We start from the raw sequence: 16,755 nt of genomic DNA, 5'->3' as shown, positions 1-16,755 counted from the left end.
TATCAATTGTTTTAACACCAGACCATATGGTACGTTAAGCAATCGCCTATATTTGATTTTCATTAATTCCGTATTCCGAGTTTGACTCTCTAGTCATTCGTGAATAGTTTATTTTCAGCGCACAATGAACGAACACAGTAAAAGTTTTCTGTACCAATACCTTAACAATGCCTCGCCAACTGGTTTTGAATCGTCAGGGCAGCAGCTATGGCTAGATTATCTCAAGCCGTATATCGACGAACATATCGTGGATACATACGGTACGGCTGTGGGTGTTATCGGACCCGGAAAAGACTATAAAGTAGTTATTGAGGCCCATTCCGATGAAATTTCGTGGTTCGTCAACTACATTTCTGATGACGGTTATCTGTTTGTCCGACGCAACGGCGGCTCCGATGCCTTGATCGCACCGTCAATGCGGGTTAACCTGCACACGAAGAAGGGTGTCGTCGAGGGTGTATTCGGCTGGCCTGCCATTCACGTCCGCGACCTGGCTAAAGACACTGCACCCAAAGTAACCGACCTGTTCATTGACGTGGGCGCGGCTACCAAGCAGGAAGTGGCTGACATGGGGATTCACGTTGGAACGGTCTGTACATTTTCCGACGGCCTGATGGAGTTGAACGATCGGTTTTTCGTAGGTCGGGCGCTGGATAACCGCATGGGTGGGTTTATGATCGCTGAAGTGGCCCGGCTCCTGAAAGAAAACAACGTAACGCTACCCTTCACGCTCTACGTGGTCAATGCGGTACAGGAAGAAATCGGGCTTCGTGGTGCCGAAATGATTGCCCGGCGACTCCGCCCTGATCTGGCCATCTGCACAGACGTTACCCATGACACGCAATCGCCGAAGTACGATAAAAAAGAACAGGGCGATCTTAAATGTGGCGATGGACCGGTGCTTTGCTATGGCCCGGCGGTACAGAATAATGTGCTCGATTTTCTGATCGGCGTTGCTGATCAACAAGGGATTGCGTTCCAGCGGCAGGCGGTTAGCCGCTCGACCGGCACGGACACCGATGCCTTTGCGTATGCTACGGAGGGCATTGCGTCCGCGCTGATTTCGTTACCGCTGAAGTACATGCACACAACAGTCGAGACGGTTCATAAGGAGGACGTACAAAACGTTATCAAACTGATGTATGAAACGTTGCTGGCGCTGAAAGGCAACGAAGATTTTCGGTATATTAAGTAATTGAGTTGTAACCGATAAACACGCTGACTAGTAGACTCTGGCTTGAACTCGGCACACACAACGACCGGTTTTAAGTCAGCGTCTTGTGGTCAGCGTTTGTCAATACAGTTCATACGTATACTCTGTTACTTCATCAACATAAGCACCCTTTTTGATCCGTTTTGCCAATAGACCACGCTCATTGTTGATCATTGTCGTATTGGCGTTGATGACATTGTTTTTGTTAAACGAGGTGATTCCCGGATAGATAGCGAAGAAATTACTATAAACGCCGGGCGCTTTGTCGAAGGTCACGTCGGATTCGCTGCTTCTGGGCGTCGTTGTTCGGGCCGTAACGACCGTCAGATCGATATGGACGGCGTTGCCCTTGTCGAATTTGTACGTGTAAATATTGCGTTCCAGCAGCGGAGGGGGTCCGGACACAATCAGTTGCAGCGGTAGATTATCCGCCTTGTATTCGTACTGAAAAGCCTGGATGAGTTTAAACGCTGTAAAGCCGTTCAATGCTTTCGACTCCTTGACGTACGATAGTCGCCCCTGATTGTCGTAATGATACAGCCGTTGCGTACCTGCTTCCAGTCCATCTTCGCCCAAAACGGGTCGGGTCAAGCGCCGGTCAACCCGGTCGATCTGTTCTGAAGTTACTGACTTGTAGTAAATTATCGTTTGCGCGGTCGGGGTCACACCAGTCAGCTCAGCCGATACGGTTGGGTACTCGTTAACAAGCTGTAGTCGCCCCAGACTGTCGTATTGATAAATCATTGTAACGTCAGAATTGAAGGCTGTTTGAACAGCTTTACTGACCCGATACCTGGTTTTCTGCGGATTCGGATCGTTCTGACAGCCAACAACAACACTCGCCAGCACGATCAGGCTTAACCATAAACAACGGAGTGAGCGAATCATGAGCGATAGATAATGGTCTACGGAAAAAGTACAACTACTCAGGAACCTACCCACCAGCCGCATAGGCATCAGAAGACCAGTCGACTCGTCGTGCTATCAATCGTCATTCGAACCGTTTGCCCGATCGGCAACGCCAGATTATAATCAACATGCCCCGCCGGAAAGTTGAACAGGACGGGATACGTGTACTCCGCAACCGCGTCGGCAATGATCGTAAACGCATCTTTCCCAAACGGCAATGACGCGTTTGTGCGCATATCAGTGAACTGACCCACAATCAAACCAGCCAGCTTTGCCAGCCGCCCCGCCCGATGGAGCTGCGTCATCATACGGTCGAGGGAAAACAGCGTCTCGTCAATGTCTTCAATAAACAGGATCGTTCCCGAAAAATCCACATCGGTCGGCGTTCCCAATGAATTGACCAGCATGGTCAGATTCCCCCCTACCAGTGGCCCCGTTGCGTTGCCTGGCCGATTCAACGAATCCGATGGGATCGAATATGCGTCCGGTGATTCACCAAACAGCCATTGCCGCACTGATTCGAGCGATTCAGCCCGATCGGGTTGCCCATACTGCCGGGGCATCAGGCCATGCAGACTCTGTACACCGTGCTGATAGAAAAGGCTTAGCAAAACTGTCACATCGCTGAAACCGACCAGCCACTTAGGCTGCTGCGTCAGGCCCGTCAAATCCAGCTGATCAACAATCCGGTAACAGCCATACCCACCACGGGCCGCAAAAACAGCCTTCACGGATGGATCGTCAAAAAGCCGTTGCAAATCATCACGTCGTAACGCATCCGAACCCGCAAATGGCCCGTCAACAGCGCGCAGGCTATCACCTTCAATGACGTTGAGTTGCCAGACATCGCGTAGAATACGCAATCCCTCAGCCATTTCCTCGTAAGGAAACCAACTGGCAGGAGCCACTACACCGACCGTATCGCCGGGACGCAGAAAAGGGGGTTTAATCAAGGTGATGAGTCTTAAGTTTGTTATGTAGGGAGTGTCCTTTTTTGTTTCAGGCGGGTTTCCACCCGCCCTACTTATTCGCTAATTAAGCGCAACTTCTTCCGTTTCGTCTAATTTGTCGAGATCGAGGTTGAGCATACTTTGCTGGCTGTTATCAAACATAGGGCGAAATTTATGTCCCCAGAGTATTTCGTCGTAGCGGTACGAATACCGCCGGTGCACCTCCTGCGAAAAGGTATCATCCATGGCCCGGAGCAGAATCAGAAACTCAGTGTCTGATTTGGCAAGGTCGTCGGGCGTGCAGCCATGTAGCGGGCTTTCGCGGGTAATTGGGTGAACCAGTGTCCAGTTCGTTGGGAAGAAGGTCACCTTCGTCCGTTCGAGTGCCAGCGGATAATACTTACGATAATGATCGCCATCGGCTTTCAGCTCCATCCGTGACATAGTCACCTCTACCTGTACGTTGATCAACTGGTTAGACCGGGCGTTGATCACCCGAAACATCCAGCCATTAACGTCCAGATACGGAGCGAATACGGCCCGCTGGGAAAATTTGATATGGGCAGATGGTCGCGAAAATCGGCCATATAGCAGTCCCGTTACTAACGCAAACGACAGCAAGCCCATCATCGACTCGAACGCAGCAATGATACTCGACAAAAAACTTGTGGGTGCAATGTGCCCGTACCCCACCGTCGTCAGCGTCTGGGAACTGAAGAAAAAAGCCTTCCAGAACGGTCCATAAAAAGACTGATCCGATGTGCTTTGCAGATATTCAGCCCCGGCCAGTACGTAGATGCCCGCGAAGAAACCGTTTGCAAGCAGATAAAAGGCCAGTACCCACCCCAAAAAATGGGGCCATGTCATCGTGATAAGGCGATTATAGAGATTCAGTCGGTCCCAGAACGTACCGTTTTTGTGCGCTACATTAAAGCTGCCGTCTTTATTGACGAGCCGCGAATACGTGTCGTTCAGTTTGGTGCCAAATCCCAGATCCTGTCTTTTTCCTTCTTGCTCAACAAGTTGACTATCCCGACCGTGTAAATTCTGCTTCGGCAACGTATTCATAGGGCGTATAAGCGACTGATCTTTTTAGCGACGCACAGGGGTTTATGAACTTTTTTAAAACAACTTTAATTCATGTATAATAAATAAATAAGTATAAATACTTACTTTAGCGTAAAAATTGACCGAAAACCCCGTACCGGAATCTTGACTCACGAAGATACAATGAAATCATCTCAAGGTATGATTAGTATAGTCGTACCAGCCTACAACGAAGAAGAGAATTTACCCGTTCTGGTGCATCGGCTCATGGCGGTCATGGAACGTTATCAGTCTTACGAAATTCTGATCGTAGACGATGGCAGTTCCGACCAGACACGCTATGTGCTCCGTCAGTTGAGTAAGGCTTATCCCGTTGTACGCTTTTTGTCGTTTTCCCGTAATTTCGGTCATCAGATGGCGCTACGCGCTGGTTACGAAAACGCCAGAGGTCAGGCTGTTATCTGTCTCGATGCCGATCTTCAGCACCCCCCCGAGCTGATACCCGCGCTGGTCGACAAATGGTGCGAGGGCTTCGACGTTGTCTATACGGTTCGTCAGCCAGATCCCAAGCTATCGTGGTTCAAACGCGCGACATCCAAGAAGTTCTATAGCCTGTTGCGGAAGGTATCGGGGCTGAAAATAGAAGACGGTGCCGCTGATTTCCGGTTACTCGATCGAAAAGTTATCGATACGCTAAAGCAGTTCAAAGAAAATGATCTGTTTCTACGTGGTGCCATTTCGTGGGTAGGTTTCCGCCAATGCCGGATTCTTTACCAACCCGCTGCCCGATACGCCGGTCGCTCCAAATACTCGTTCCGGAAGATGCTGCAACTGGCCGCTATGGGCATTACATCGTTCTCCACGAAGCCACTTTATTTGTCGGTATTGCTCGGGTTCGGCATGTCTCTGTTTGCTACGCTGTTCGGTCTGGAGACGTTGTATGAGTACTTTTTTACAGATGCAACCGTATCGGGCTGGACTACACTGGTATTGCTTTCTGTACTAATTGGTGGCGTTCAGTTTATCATGATCGGCATTATCGGCGTATATTTGGGCAAAACGTTCGTGGAAGTAAAACAACGTCCTGCCTACATCATTGGCGACACGAGCGATATTGAGGAGACTGAGACAATATGGGAAGCCCCGACCGACGAGCAACACCCGCTGGGAACTATATATTATTCACCGTCGATGTAGAGGAGTTTGATACCGCTGTCGAATTTGGTCACGATATCTCATTGCGTGAACAAGTGGCCGTTTCGACGCGGGGCCTACGCCTGCTGGCCGAACGATTTGATGCCGTTGATGCCCGTACCACCTTATTCACAACGGCCAATTATGCGCTCCATGAACCAGAGTTGGTGCGCCAGCTAGCAGGCAAACACGAAATCGCTTCCCATGGCTATTTCCACACAACCTTCGAACCTGCCGATTTGCTAAAATCCAGATTGGCACTGGAAAAATTGCTGGATAAGCCCATTACGGGTTTTCGGCGGGCCCGGATGGGCTTTGTCGATCCACATGATGTTCAACAGGCTGGCTATGCGTATAATTCGTCGCTGCATCCTACATGGCTACCGGGCCGCTACAACCACTGGGGCGAACCGAAGCAACCGTTTCAGGAAGCAGGCGTCTGGCAAATTCCGGCCTCAGTTACGCCTACGCTCCGCTTACCGCTGTTCTGGTTAAGCCTGAAAAACTTCCCCTTTGCCTACTACAAGCAGTTGTGTAAGCAGACGCTTCAAACCGAAGGATTCCTGAATCTGTACGTTCATCCGTGGGAGTTTACGGACCTGTCAGGCTACGAAAAAATTCCCACGTACGTTCGTCGACACTCCCGCGATGCATTACTCGACCGGGTTGAAGCGTTATTGCGGTATCTGAGACCGATGGGCGAGTTTGCCACAATGGGGGCTTTTACGCAGCAACTGACAGCGACTTCCCATTGAGTACCTACTCTTATGTCTGACATTTCCTTTTGATGTTATCATTCTTCAAGAAACCGATATTCAGCGACTACCGCTTTATTTTTGGTGTTTACGCCCTCCTTACACTGTTCGCCAGTACGCGGATAGTTATTCTCCTTGATTCGAATAATTACAAGATTTTCTACTATTCGCTTTACCATTTGATCGATGGTGTAAGCCTGTATAATGAGTACCCAGCCGAATATGGAGACCATTATCACTATGCGCCTACCTTCGCAGCGTTGTTTTCACCTATTTTTGGGTTACCGTTTCGGTTAGGCTTATTTCTCTGGCATTTTTTGTTCGCGGGCGTCTGGGTACTGGCCATATACCGTATGCCATTTACGCACCAGCAGAAAGTATTCGCCTACTGGTTTTGTCTACAGGAGTTATTCACGTCACTGGTCAACAGCCAGACGAATCCATTCATTGCGGCTATTCCCTTATTTGCTTTTATCAGTTTCGAGAAAAAGCAACCCATCTGGGCGGCCTTTTTCATTGTGCTGGGCTTCAATATCAAAATTTACAGCCTAGTTGCTGCGGCTCTGTTTCTACTCTATCCGCAGAAGCCCCGTTTTTTGGTAGCCATGGTCGGCTGGGCGGTGGTACTGGGTTTGCTACCGATCTTTTTCACGTCGCCCGCTAAATTATGGTGGCAGTATGAGCTGTGGGTCAATCAGTTGCTCATCAAATCCGATCACGACAAATGGGCGAATACGTCCATTCACCGGCTTGTCCATACGTTTATTTCGCCCGATGTTGCCACACCGGTTATTATCGGTTTTGGCGTGGTCTTATTCTGTACCGTATACATTCATACCAAACGATTTGGCCAGCGTTGGTTTCGGATGCTGATGGTTGCCTCGGTGCTTATCTTTCAGGTCATTTTCAATCCTGTTTCGGAATCGCCTACGTACATTACGGCCGTTACCGGGGTCATGATCTGGTGGTTCTATTGCCCCCGGAGTTTATTGGATAAGACGCTCCTGATCAGCTGCCTCGTATTAACGGTTTTTTCGCCGAGTGATATATTTCCACCTGTTTTGCGAGACCGATTCGTGTTGCCTTACGTTCTCAAAGCGTTACCCTGCGTGTTGATCTGGTTTCGAATTATCTGGCAGATGCACATACCTTCATCAACTGGTGCATCGGCGGATGTTCACAATTCGGAGTTGTCATTGGGGAAGAGCTATTGACGCGATTCAGGAACCACAGTCTGCTGACTCCGGGTCAGCGTATATTCATACAATCAAGTAGACAATTCAGTAGCGACCAAACTAAACATGGCTAACGAAGCAGCAACGTGGCTCGATTTCTGGCAGGAGGAAAACGAATTTGATAATTCCATGTCCGTTAACTATGGCTATTTCTTGGCACGGGTAGAAAAATACATTCCACTGTCGAAAAATCTAAAAGTTTTGGATATTGGCTCCGGCCCTGGCAATCTGGAAACAGCCTGGCACGACCGGGTTGCCGAGATGCACGGACTGGACATATCCAAACGTTATAACGAGATCGCCCGCAACGTACACGCCCAACATCCTACGGTTCATTTTCACGATTTACCGGCGGACGACTACCTCAATTTCAGCCCGGTCCTAAACCAGCGGTTTGATGTAATTATCGTTATGAGCGTGGTTCAGTATTACCGCAACGTCGCCGAAGTTGAGCAACTGCTGGCTTCTATGAAGCAGGTTGCGGCACCCGGTGCCAAAGCGATGATCTGTGACCTGATGGTTGGCGGCAGTGTTTTGAAAGATATCGGGAGCATTATCGGCCGGTCGCTCCGGCAAGGTCAGTTACTGACGATGATCCGCCTATTGGTACGCCTGCGATTTTCTTCGTATTACAAGGTCCGTAAGAACAATGGTTTTCTGGTGGTTCCCAAACAGGAATGGCTGGCAATCTGTCAGCGGCTGGGGTTGAACGCCAAATTCGTTGATGAGCCCTTAACGATGCAGCAGGAGCGGCAGAACTTATTGATTCAGTTCTAGGCAGGAAACTAGATAAATATTACATCGTCAATCACATCGGTACCCATGTCTTTGTTTACGAGCTGAATCAGCTTCTGCTTGGCATTGACAAGTTCGTTACGCAACGGGGCTGAGGCAATCTCGATGTACAGTTTACGATCCCGAACGTAGAGCCGGTTTGTGCGTGATGCGATCGTTGGTCCCATCATGCGTCCCCAGAATGCTTCGAGATACGTTTCGTTAAAGCGGGTCTGAAGCTGATACGCTTTCAATAGCTGTCCGATGGCGTCCTTCAGGGTCGTAGTGCCAGCTGCGCGGGTAGCATTCTCGCGATTGTAATGGTACGTTTTGCTCATCGGTGACGTGTCTTCGCTACAAAAGTAAATATACCGCTGATTAAATATACCCTGTTCAGGAACGAAGTCAAAAAAATAAGGCAATGGCCAGAAAATAAGGATGGTGTTTGGATTGGCGCGGTTTGGCTAGTATACTTGCGTTATCAAGTCAATTACCAGACGTCACGCACAATACTACCGGCGTCAATTGATTTATAAAGAAGCGAGGAGAGATCAGGCTCTGTGAATCGCTGGCAACCTACCACACGGCAAGGTGCTAACTCCTGCCTAAAGCAACCGCGATGGCGGATCGTTAGGGACTATAAATCGTATACTCACATGCTCTACCAACAGCACGGTATGCCTTCCACGGCCTACTAAGTCTTACTCACCTTATCGCACCGTTGACCGGGAGTGGTCTTGGGCGGTTCCAGTTCGTTTATGGTTTTCAGCTTGTGTCTCCGCCACCGCTGAAAACGTCAGAGCAGAAAACGCATCATCCTTTGGACATCCAGTATTTCGACTATAAATATTCGTTCCCGCTCGAATCGGGAGAGAGTCTGCCGGGTTTTCGGCTGGCTTACACAACGCGTGGAACCCTGAACAATGACGGATCCAATGTTATCTGGGTTTGCCACGCGCTCACGGGCAATGCCGATCCGGGTGACTGGTGGTCTGGCATGGTTGGAACCGGTAAATACTTCAATCCGGAAACCAATTTCATCGTCTGTGCCAACATTTTGGGTTCCTGCTACGGATCGACCGGCCCTCTTTCGATCAATCCGGCCACCACACAACCGTTCTACCACGAGTTTCCGGCCATAACCGTGCGCGATATGGTCGAAGCGATGGACCTGCTGCGTCAGGAACTGGGCATTGAAAAAATCCACACCTGCGTCGGCGGATCGGTCGGTGGTGAGCAATCCGTCGAATGGGCCATCCTGCGACCAAATCTGATCGACAACTTAGTCTTGATTGCCGCCAGCGCGGTGGCATCGCCCTGGTGCATTGCCTTTAACGAAGCGCAACGGATGGCCATTGAGGCAGATCCGACCTGGATCGAACGGCGCGACGATGCCGGGGCGCAGGGCATGAAAGCGGCTCGGGCCATGGCGATGATTTCGTACCGAAATTACGATACGTACGGGTTCACGCAGGCGCTCGACAACAACGAGCAGCTGGACGGCTATAAGTCAGCTAGTTATCAGCGCTACCAGGGTGAGAAAATCGCCGAACGATTCAACGCGTTTACGTACTGGACACTCTCGAAGGTAATGGACTCGCACAATGTTGGCCGCAACCGGGGCAGCATTCTGAACGCCCTGAATCAGATAAAAGCCCGAACGCTGGTTGTTGGCATCCGGTCTGATTTGCTGTTTCCTCCAACTGAACAGCAGTTTCTGGCCCGCCACATTCCGGATGCAACCTACGAAGAGATTGATTCACTCTATGGACACGATGGTTTTCTGATCGAATTCCGGCCCTTGGGTGGCATTATCCGCAAATGGATGGCGGCAGCTGAACCGGATTTAAAGAAACTGGCGGAGCCGGTGAAAAAGTAAAAAATCGTACGGTTTATCCTAAAAGACAAATTTACCTCAACAAATAAGTGCCAAAAGCTAATAACTCTAGAACGCATAGCAACTCATTCTTCTACTTTTGAGTTAATAAATACTGGTGCGAAAGCCTATCCAGAGAGTTTATTAGAAGCCGTCAGGCAACACTTAATCCTACTATAACCAGATGGTCTGGTACGAAGACGAAGTTCGGCTACTCGAAGCCAAAACCAAGACAATTGATCCCACGGCTGACCGGGTTGTGTTTTATGGTAGCTCATCGATCCGGCTCTGGACAACCTTGGCAAACGATTTCCCCCAGATAAACACACTCAATCTGGGCTTCGGTGGGTCAACGCTCGCAGCCTGCACCTGGTTTTTTGACCGGCTGGTGGTGCCGGTAAACCCAAAGTCCATCGTGTTTTATGCAGGTGATAATGACCTCGGCGATGGACGACACCCAGAAGAAGTGTGCCTGTTTTTTTGCGCCCTTGCCGACCGAATGCGCCAGCAGTTGCCCGATACTTCGCTGTCTTTTCTTACCATAAAACTGAGTCCGGCCCGCTGGGGAATCGGGGATAAAATTCGCGCAACGAACAGGCTCATCACTGACGAGGTTCGTAAAAATCCTCTTTTTCAGACGATCGACATGACATCGCCCCTACTGGGTGGCGATGGTCGGCCACGTCGTGAACTTTTTGAAGCCGATGGTCTTCATCTCAACTCGGCAGGTTACCAGGTCTGGAAGCAGGTTTTAGAGGAATCGCAAATTTTTAATAATTTGTTTACCTACTAAGTTGCCTTAGTTTGCGTCGACGGCTGCAATTTCATCAAACCTTTCCGCTTCGTTATGGATCGTGAGTATCACAAGTGGTTCAGCCCAAATCTGAACCGTGACATGGAATTGCTGGTTTTTGGCCATGCTGGCGCTCGGGTTTTAGTTTTTCCGACCCGACGTGGCCGTTTTTATGAGTACGAAGAGATAGGCCTTGTCAACGCACTTGCCGATCGACTCGATAAGGGCTGGCTCCAGCTTTTCTGCGTCGATAGCATCGATCGGGAGAGCATCTATAACCGCTATATTCCCCCACCGGATCGGATCAAACGGCACGGCCAGTATGAACACTACATTCTGAACGAAGTCCTGCCGTTTTCCCGGCTGAAAAATCCGCAGCCTTTCATGATTTCACATGGCTGTAGTTTGGGGGCTTATCATGCGGCCAACATTGCATTTCGCCATCCCCAATGGTTCGGTAAACTAGTCGCGTTGAGTGGCCGGTACGATTTATCCGCCCCCGTTGCGGAGTTCCGTGGCTTGTTCGATGACTATTACGACGAAGATATTTACTTTCACAACCCAAATCATTTCCTACCAAATCTGGAAAATACGGACGTGCTGGACGATCTGCGCCGGATGCAGATCGTCATGACCGTAGGCGCTGCCGATCCGTTTCTGAATAGCAATCTGGCCCTGAGCGAAACGCTTTGCACGAAACATATAAAGCACGAATTACATATATGGGACGGGCGGGCGCATCAGGCCGATGACTGGCATAAAATGGTCCAGATATACCTATAATATACTGATTATCAATACGAGGCTGAATGGTGCTAAATACACCATTCAGCCTCGTCGAAACCTACCATCCCCGAAGACAACCCTCAGTATAGACCCCCCGGCATCTGATTGGTCCACACTCTTCTCAATCGTGGTAACTCCCTAGACAACGGATGAGTTAGCTACGAGTAAAGACGTGTCAGACACCGCACGTTGTGCTTGCAGCAATGCGTCAGCATACGGTTTATACAGGATACGACCGGGTGGATCGACGGTTAAATCGGCATCCCATAGGCCAGAACGATGCCAGTTGTCCAGATGGTCCCAATCGGGTCGGTCTATGATCGGATACAAGCATACGCCCCAAAGTGGGACACCCGCTTCCAGAACAGCCGCACATTCGCGCCCAATCATACTAATCCAGCCGGGCCGGTCAATGCCGGGATGGCTCGTTTCGGTCAGGGCAATGGGTCTGCCATACCGATGATAAGCTTTCATCAGCAAGCGTCGCAGTGGAACCCATCTCGGATCGGGGACGGCGTCGTTCCAACCCAGAAATATACCCGTCTTGTTGACCCACTGGTTATTGTAATAGTAATTGAACCCCAGTATGTCAAGGTATTCGGGTGAGCCCCCTAATTCGGGAGCGATTTTTCCGGCCAGCATATCGACGGACTGAAACTGGTTTTCGTCCGCAATGGCCGCATCCATAATTTCACCTCTGGTAGCATTCTGCGGGGGTACCAGCTGAATCAGCGGTTCGGTCGTAAGGATGCGGATAGACGGGTCGATTTCGCGCATCGCAGCCACGCCCTCAATGTAGGCTCGCATTAGCCCCAACTTCACCTCCCAGCCCTGCCTGGTGCAATAGGGCGATGTACCGCGAACATCACCACCCAGCCACGACATAAAGCTTACTTCGTTGATCGGCGTTACGATCAGCACGTCATCGGGGTACAAGTCCCGGTAAAAACGAACAAATGCCCGACACAAGGCCGCGAAACGCCGGGCAAACATCGGATGCAACGGCGTCAGGTCGTCGGGGTAACCAAAATGGCACAAATCCCAGACCTGCTGAACACCCTGCCGATGTCCTTCCGCTAACATACGCTCGACCATCGTCCAGTCGTACTGGTAAGCCGTTTTTTCGACCTGACTCCAGCGAATACCTTCCCGAACGGTACGAATGGCAAACGAATTGAGTTGATTATAATCGTCGCTAAGCAACTGTGAATGACCTGTCAGCGGCAAAAAATCGACCCGATTTCCAAAGCAATTGAGCTGGTCGGTGCATTCATAACCTGCCCACCAGAAAGATTGGAAGGGGTTCTTGGAAAAAGGTTTGTCCGTGTTGAGCATAAGAGAACTGGCAGCCATCGGGCTGAACGTATAACTAGTTAATTGGATTAAAAAAAGCCGGACGGGAAACCGCTTCGTTTTCTCCGAAGGAACACGTAGCTCCTCCGACTAAACCAGCGACCGGCAAATGACTATAGTGCCTGCACAATCGCGATGACTAATTTCGCTGAATTGCGGGCGGCTGTGGGGTAAAATTTATCGTAGGCAATATGCGCTTCTGCATCGGCGCGGTCGCTGAGACTGCGGATGATCAGATGAGGCACCTGTAGCTGATAACACACCTGCGCAATAGCAGCTCCTTCCATTTCGGTAGCATCAGCCCCAAAATCAGCCCGTAAGCTGCTCACTTTCACGGGCGAAGCAACGAATACATCACCCGTTACCACTGTACCGGTCATCACTTTTACTGGACGGTTCGAAACACCGCCGTCCGCGAGTGGAATTCCTTCCAGCGTAACGCCCTTTACCACTTGTTCGGCCAGCCGCATCAGCGACGAATCGGCAGGAAAATAGACCGGGTTGAATTGCTTGGTGATAACGTTGCGCGTCTGGCGTGTTGGCGTATTTTTATCGGTGATGGAGCCGTAATCATGATGAGCCGTCCGTCCCGCGATCACAATATCACCCGGTTGAAGATCGGGATTTGTTCCACCGGCAATGCCCGTGAACAGTACCCGTTCGGGCCGAAAATGATCGAGCATGAGCGCCGTTGTCATGGCGGCATTGACCTTGCCGATACCCGTTTCGGCGACGACGACTCTGTGTTTCCCGATGCGCCCGGTCGTGAACGAGACGCCATCGACAACTACCGTTTTGGGTTTTTGCAGCGTCTGTTTAACCAGCTCGACTTCGGCCCCGAAGGCTCCCAGCAATCCGGTTATCGAGCGTGGTTTGTAACGTTGCGCAAAGGTAGTCTGTGTCAGTAAGAGAAGAACGAGGAAGAGATTTCGGGTGAGATTAGTTTCCATGCGGTTGTATTAAGCCACGACAAGGTACGGCCTCCGGCTGACAGTGCATAAAAATTACCTCGAAGATGCTTATTTACCCGCTTACACAAAACCTTGAATTGGTGTATTTCTTTACCCCGTTGATTGGCCGCATACCCATCAGGTGACGGCAAAAACCTTGGCCAGCAGCCGCGATAATGGCAGTAAGCAGAATACCAGCATCGCCAGGGGAAACGACGCAAACGCTGCGACCCAGGCCGCATTCATGACAATGAGCGACAGAACTCCTGCGCGAACGGCCAGGCCAATGTTCTGACCAACCGGCTCGCGAACGGCCCGCCAGAGCGGAGGAAAAATGTAATACCCGAATAAAATCAGGAAGGGCAACGCCGTCCCCAGTTGCTGCCGCTGCTGGGCCAGCGCGGCTACGCAACCAATAACAAGTGCGTACAACAACCCAGCCGCCCGAAGCGTTGTTACGCTACCACCGTGGACCTCGCCCCGACTGATCATGGTTATGGCTGCGATGTACGCAATGGGCACCAGTCCTACCCATGCCCACGGCAGAACCTGATCGGGAATAACACTCACGCCCAGCAGGAGATTCAGGCCGCGACATAATCCCATATTGACAGGTCCCAACAAAATATGATGCTTACCAAACCGGTCATAAACGAGCGAGGCAACGGCAATACCGATCGCCAACAAGCCAGCCGTCTGGTTGACGAGAAACGAGGCACCAATGCCCAGGATCAATAAAACTGACCCTAGTATCGTAGCCGTACGTTTACTGACTACGCCACTTGGAATAGCACGCTCGGGCCGTTCGACAGCGTCCAGTTCAGCATCGAACACATCATTAAAAACGACCCCGCCCCCGTACAGAAAAACCGTTGCCAGCGCCAGCCAGCCTACGGGAGCCGGAGCTGGATTAGAAATTGAGAAATAACCCGCAATGGCCATTCCAGCCAGTACGTCGGCAACAGCCGTGACGAGATTGGCAGGACGGGTAAGGGACAGAATCGCCTTTAGTTTGCTCATGGAGTGGTGTCAGTTCTGATCAACTGACACATGTAAACGGAGTGACGGTCTTTCAGAACCAGCTCCACCTGCCTATTTTATGATTGTCGAATCCTTATCCACTCGGGGGGCCTGGCCACCGCGCAGCACCGAACTGCCATTGAACCGCTGGCTCTGGTCGATACCCAATGGCTGCGTAAGTTCGTCAAGGCTCAGTTGTCCACTTTGCGCGAAGGCCGTGACGGCATTCGTGAACGTTACGAGCCGGATGGCTTCGTCCGAAATCCCGCTCTGCTTCATTAAAGCCGCTGTTTTTGGTACGGCCAGCGGATCGCTGATGCCCCAATCGGCAGCGGAGTTGATCATAATTCGCTCGGGACCGTACTGTTTTACGATGTCGACCATGCGCTCATTGCCCATTTTGGTGAATGGGTAAATAGTAAAGCCCGCCCAGAATCCCCGATCCAGCACTTCCCGAACCGTTTCTTCATTATTGTGATCCACGATGACCATGCCGGGGTCCAGTCCATGTTCGAGCGCAATGTCCATACTTCGACTGGTACCCTGTTTTTTATCCCGGTGTGGCGTGTGAATTTGTACGGGCAGCCCCGCTTCCTTAGCCAGATCCAACTGCGCCCGGTAGTATTTATCTTCGGCAGGAGTCTGATCGTCGAAGCCAATTTCCCCAACGCCAACTACTCCTTCTTTATAGATGAACAACGGCAGGATTTCCATAACCTGTTCGGCTAATTCTTCCTGATTGGCTTCCTTGGAGTTCAGACCGATGGTGCAATAATGGCGGATACCAAACTGTGACGCCCGGAAACGCTCCCACCCGACGAGGCTGGCGAAATAATCCCGGAACGAGTCAACGCCCGTTCGGGGCTGGCCCAGCCAGAACGCTGGCTCGATCATAGCTACCACACCCGCGTCGGCCATAGCCTGATAATCGTCGGTGGTGCGGGAAGTCATGTGAACGTGCATGTCGAAGAAAGACATGCCACGAATGGAATCCATGAAACTCATGAGTAAATCGATTGTAAGGGTATTTTGGTAAAACCCCGATTGGCAGGCAAAGTTCCGCAAAAATTCAGCGTCATCGTGCACGATTTTTTATCCTCATTTTAATCTTTTTTGCAAACCCTCGATTACTCTATGCGTTTTATAGACAGTACTTAATTTTTTGTCGTATACCAACGTTATTAATGAATACCGGCCTGTCCGGGAAATAGACTAACAACAAATACAATCATGGTAACGCTTCAACAGCTGAGAAAAGGAAAGTGGGGCCTGTATGCCATTGCGCTGCTAGTGACCGGCGCGGGTTTGACAGCCTGCAAAGAAAATGCGGTGAACGATCTGAGTCCGGCCGATGCCCCTGTTTACATTACCAATTATGACCGCTCGGTCAACTTCAGCCAGTATAAAACATTTAGCCTGCCCGACTCCGTAGTCATTGAATCCAATACGGGCTATCAGCCATCACTCGGCCCGCTCGAAGGTCGTTTTGTATCGAATGTGGCCAATACGCTCACCAGTCGTGGCTTCAAGCGGGTAAATAGGGGCGAAAGCGCTGATTTGGGGGTGGCTATTATTCGGGTCAATAACCTGTACACAGGTGTTGGTGTTGACCCATACGGGTATTATGGCGGCTACTGGGGTGGTGGATACGGCGGTTTGGGTGGCTATTATCCATACTATCCGAGCTACTACACGTACCAGGTGGCTGATCAATACTGGGAAATTCAGATCGTTGATCTGAAAAATCGCCCAACCACAGGGACAGGGACCCAACCTCAGCTGAATGTCATCTACGATGCTACCGTCCGGGGAACTGATATTCCCGATCAGCAGGCAGTCGATGTGGCCACGACGACCATCTTCAATCAATCGGCCTATTTAAAGGCAACAGAATAAGAAA

General features: G+C 50.6%; 17 protein-coding genes and 1 riboswitch. Of the genes, 9 read left to right on the top strand and 8 right to left on the bottom strand.

Annotation, left to right across the window (positions count from 1 at the left end):
• Window positions 1-124: 124 nt before the first annotated feature.
• A complete protein-coding gene (locus tag GK091_RS03855) occupies window positions 125-1,195 on the top strand; it encodes a M42 family metallopeptidase (protein ID WP_164035292.1) in 1,071 nt (356 codons plus the stop codon).
• Window positions 1,196-1,294: 99 nt separating this feature from the next.
• On the opposite strand, the gene GK091_RS03850 is transcribed toward GK091_RS03855, so the two are convergent.
• The 3 genes from GK091_RS03850 to GK091_RS03840 form a co-directional block, all read right to left on the bottom strand.
• A complete protein-coding gene (locus tag GK091_RS03850; RefSeq protein ID WP_164035291.1) occupies window positions 1,295-2,101 on the bottom strand; it encodes a hypothetical protein in 807 nt (268 codons plus the stop codon).
• A gap of 68 nt (window positions 2,102-2,169) precedes the next feature.
• Window positions 2,170-3,075 carry a S66 peptidase family protein gene (locus tag GK091_RS03845; protein WP_164035290.1) on the bottom strand — a complete coding sequence of 302 codons (906 nt, stop codon included), beginning with the start codon at window positions 3,073-3,075 and terminating at the stop codon, window positions 2,170-2,172.
• A 78-nt stretch (window positions 3,076-3,153) separates the two neighbouring features.
• Window positions 3,154-4,140, bottom strand: a complete 987-nt coding sequence (locus tag GK091_RS03840; protein WP_164035289.1) for an ion channel — start codon at window positions 4,138-4,140, stop codon at window positions 3,154-3,156.
• 162 nt (window positions 4,141-4,302) lie between these two features.
• Between GK091_RS03840 and GK091_RS03835 the strand changes: the two genes are divergently transcribed.
• The 4 genes from GK091_RS03835 (at window position 4,303) to GK091_RS03820 (ending at window position 8,080) form a co-directional block, all read left to right on the top strand.
• Window positions 4,303-5,316: a glycosyltransferase family 2 protein gene (locus GK091_RS03835; protein WP_246202137.1), complete on the top strand. Its 1,014-nt coding sequence runs from the start codon at window positions 4,303-4,305 to the stop codon at window positions 5,314-5,316.
• Window positions 5,253-6,068, top strand: coding sequence for a polysaccharide deacetylase family protein (locus tag GK091_RS03830; protein WP_164035288.1), 816 nt, complete (start codon window positions 5,253-5,255; stop codon window positions 6,066-6,068). Before GK091_RS03835 ends, GK091_RS03830 begins: the two co-directional genes overlap by 64 nt.
• Window positions 6,069-6,100: 32 nt before the next feature.
• The gene (locus tag GK091_RS03825; RefSeq protein ID WP_164035287.1) at window positions 6,101-7,282 is read left to right on the top strand and encodes a glycosyltransferase family 87 protein; all 1,182 of its coding nucleotides are present in this window, start codon (window positions 6,101-6,103) and stop codon (window positions 7,280-7,282) included.
• Window positions 7,283-7,369: 87 nt separating this feature from the next.
• Entirely contained in the window at window positions 7,370-8,080 is a 711-nt protein-coding gene (locus GK091_RS03820) for a class I SAM-dependent methyltransferase (RefSeq protein WP_164035286.1), read from the top strand.
• A gap of 8 nt (window positions 8,081-8,088) precedes the next feature.
• On the opposite strand, the gene GK091_RS03815 is transcribed toward GK091_RS03820, so the two are convergent.
• Entirely contained in the window at window positions 8,089-8,415 is a 327-nt protein-coding gene (locus GK091_RS03815; RefSeq protein WP_164035285.1) for a DUF721 domain-containing protein, read from the bottom strand.
• Window positions 8,416-8,604: 189 nt separating this feature from the next.
• Window positions 8,605-8,723, top strand: a riboswitch (SAM riboswitch).
• A 174-nt stretch (window positions 8,724-8,897) separates the two neighbouring features.
• Between GK091_RS03815 and GK091_RS03810 the strand changes: the two genes are divergently transcribed.
• The 3 genes from GK091_RS03810 to GK091_RS03800 all read left to right on the top strand — a co-directional run bounded on the left by GK091_RS03810 (window position 8,898) and on the right by GK091_RS03800 (window position 11,529).
• On the top strand, window positions 8,898-9,956 hold the full coding sequence (locus GK091_RS03810; RefSeq protein WP_164035284.1) for a homoserine O-acetyltransferase family protein: 1,059 nt from the start codon (window positions 8,898-8,900) through the stop codon (window positions 9,954-9,956).
• Window positions 9,957-10,137: 181 nt separating this feature from the next.
• Entirely contained in the window at window positions 10,138-10,746 is a 609-nt protein-coding gene (locus GK091_RS03805; protein ID WP_164035283.1) for an SGNH/GDSL hydrolase family protein, read from the top strand.
• A gap of 54 nt (window positions 10,747-10,800) precedes the next feature.
• Window positions 10,801-11,529, top strand: coding sequence for an esterase family protein (locus GK091_RS03800; protein WP_164035282.1), 729 nt, complete (start codon window positions 10,801-10,803; stop codon window positions 11,527-11,529).
• A gap of 141 nt (window positions 11,530-11,670) precedes the next feature.
• On the opposite strand, the gene GK091_RS03795 is transcribed toward GK091_RS03800, so the two are convergent.
• The 4 genes from GK091_RS03795 to GK091_RS03780 form a co-directional block, all read right to left on the bottom strand.
• Window positions 11,671-12,885, bottom strand: coding sequence for an amine oxidase (locus GK091_RS03795; RefSeq protein WP_246202136.1), 1,215 nt, complete (start codon window positions 12,883-12,885; stop codon window positions 11,671-11,673).
• A 113-nt stretch (window positions 12,886-12,998) separates the two neighbouring features.
• Window positions 12,999-13,835: a 5'-methylthioadenosine/adenosylhomocysteine nucleosidase gene (locus GK091_RS03790; RefSeq protein WP_164035281.1), complete on the bottom strand. Its 837-nt coding sequence runs from the start codon at window positions 13,833-13,835 to the stop codon at window positions 12,999-13,001.
• A gap of 138 nt (window positions 13,836-13,973) precedes the next feature.
• Window positions 13,974-14,855, bottom strand: coding sequence for a UbiA-like protein EboC (eboC, locus tag GK091_RS03785; protein WP_164035280.1), 882 nt, complete (start codon window positions 14,853-14,855; stop codon window positions 13,974-13,976).
• Window positions 14,856-14,927: 72 nt separating this feature from the next.
• Window positions 14,928-15,860, bottom strand: a complete 933-nt coding sequence (locus GK091_RS03780) for a TatD family hydrolase (protein WP_164035279.1) — start codon at window positions 15,858-15,860, stop codon at window positions 14,928-14,930.
• 225 nt (window positions 15,861-16,085) lie between these two features.
• On the opposite strand from GK091_RS03780, the gene GK091_RS03775 reads away from it, so the two are divergent.
• Window positions 16,086-16,751, top strand: coding sequence for a DUF4136 domain-containing protein (locus GK091_RS03775; protein ID WP_164035278.1), 666 nt, complete (start codon window positions 16,086-16,088; stop codon window positions 16,749-16,751).
• Window positions 16,752-16,755 lie beyond the last annotated feature (4 nt).

The sequence above is a fragment of the Spirosoma agri genome (genome assembly GCF_010747415.1).
In the GTDB taxonomy this organism is placed as follows: Bacteria; Bacteroidota; Bacteroidia; order Cytophagales; family Spirosomataceae; genus Spirosoma; species Spirosoma agri.
The sequence above is the reverse complement of the archived record's forward strand: the minus strand, read 5'-3'. Positions and strand labels throughout refer to the sequence as shown.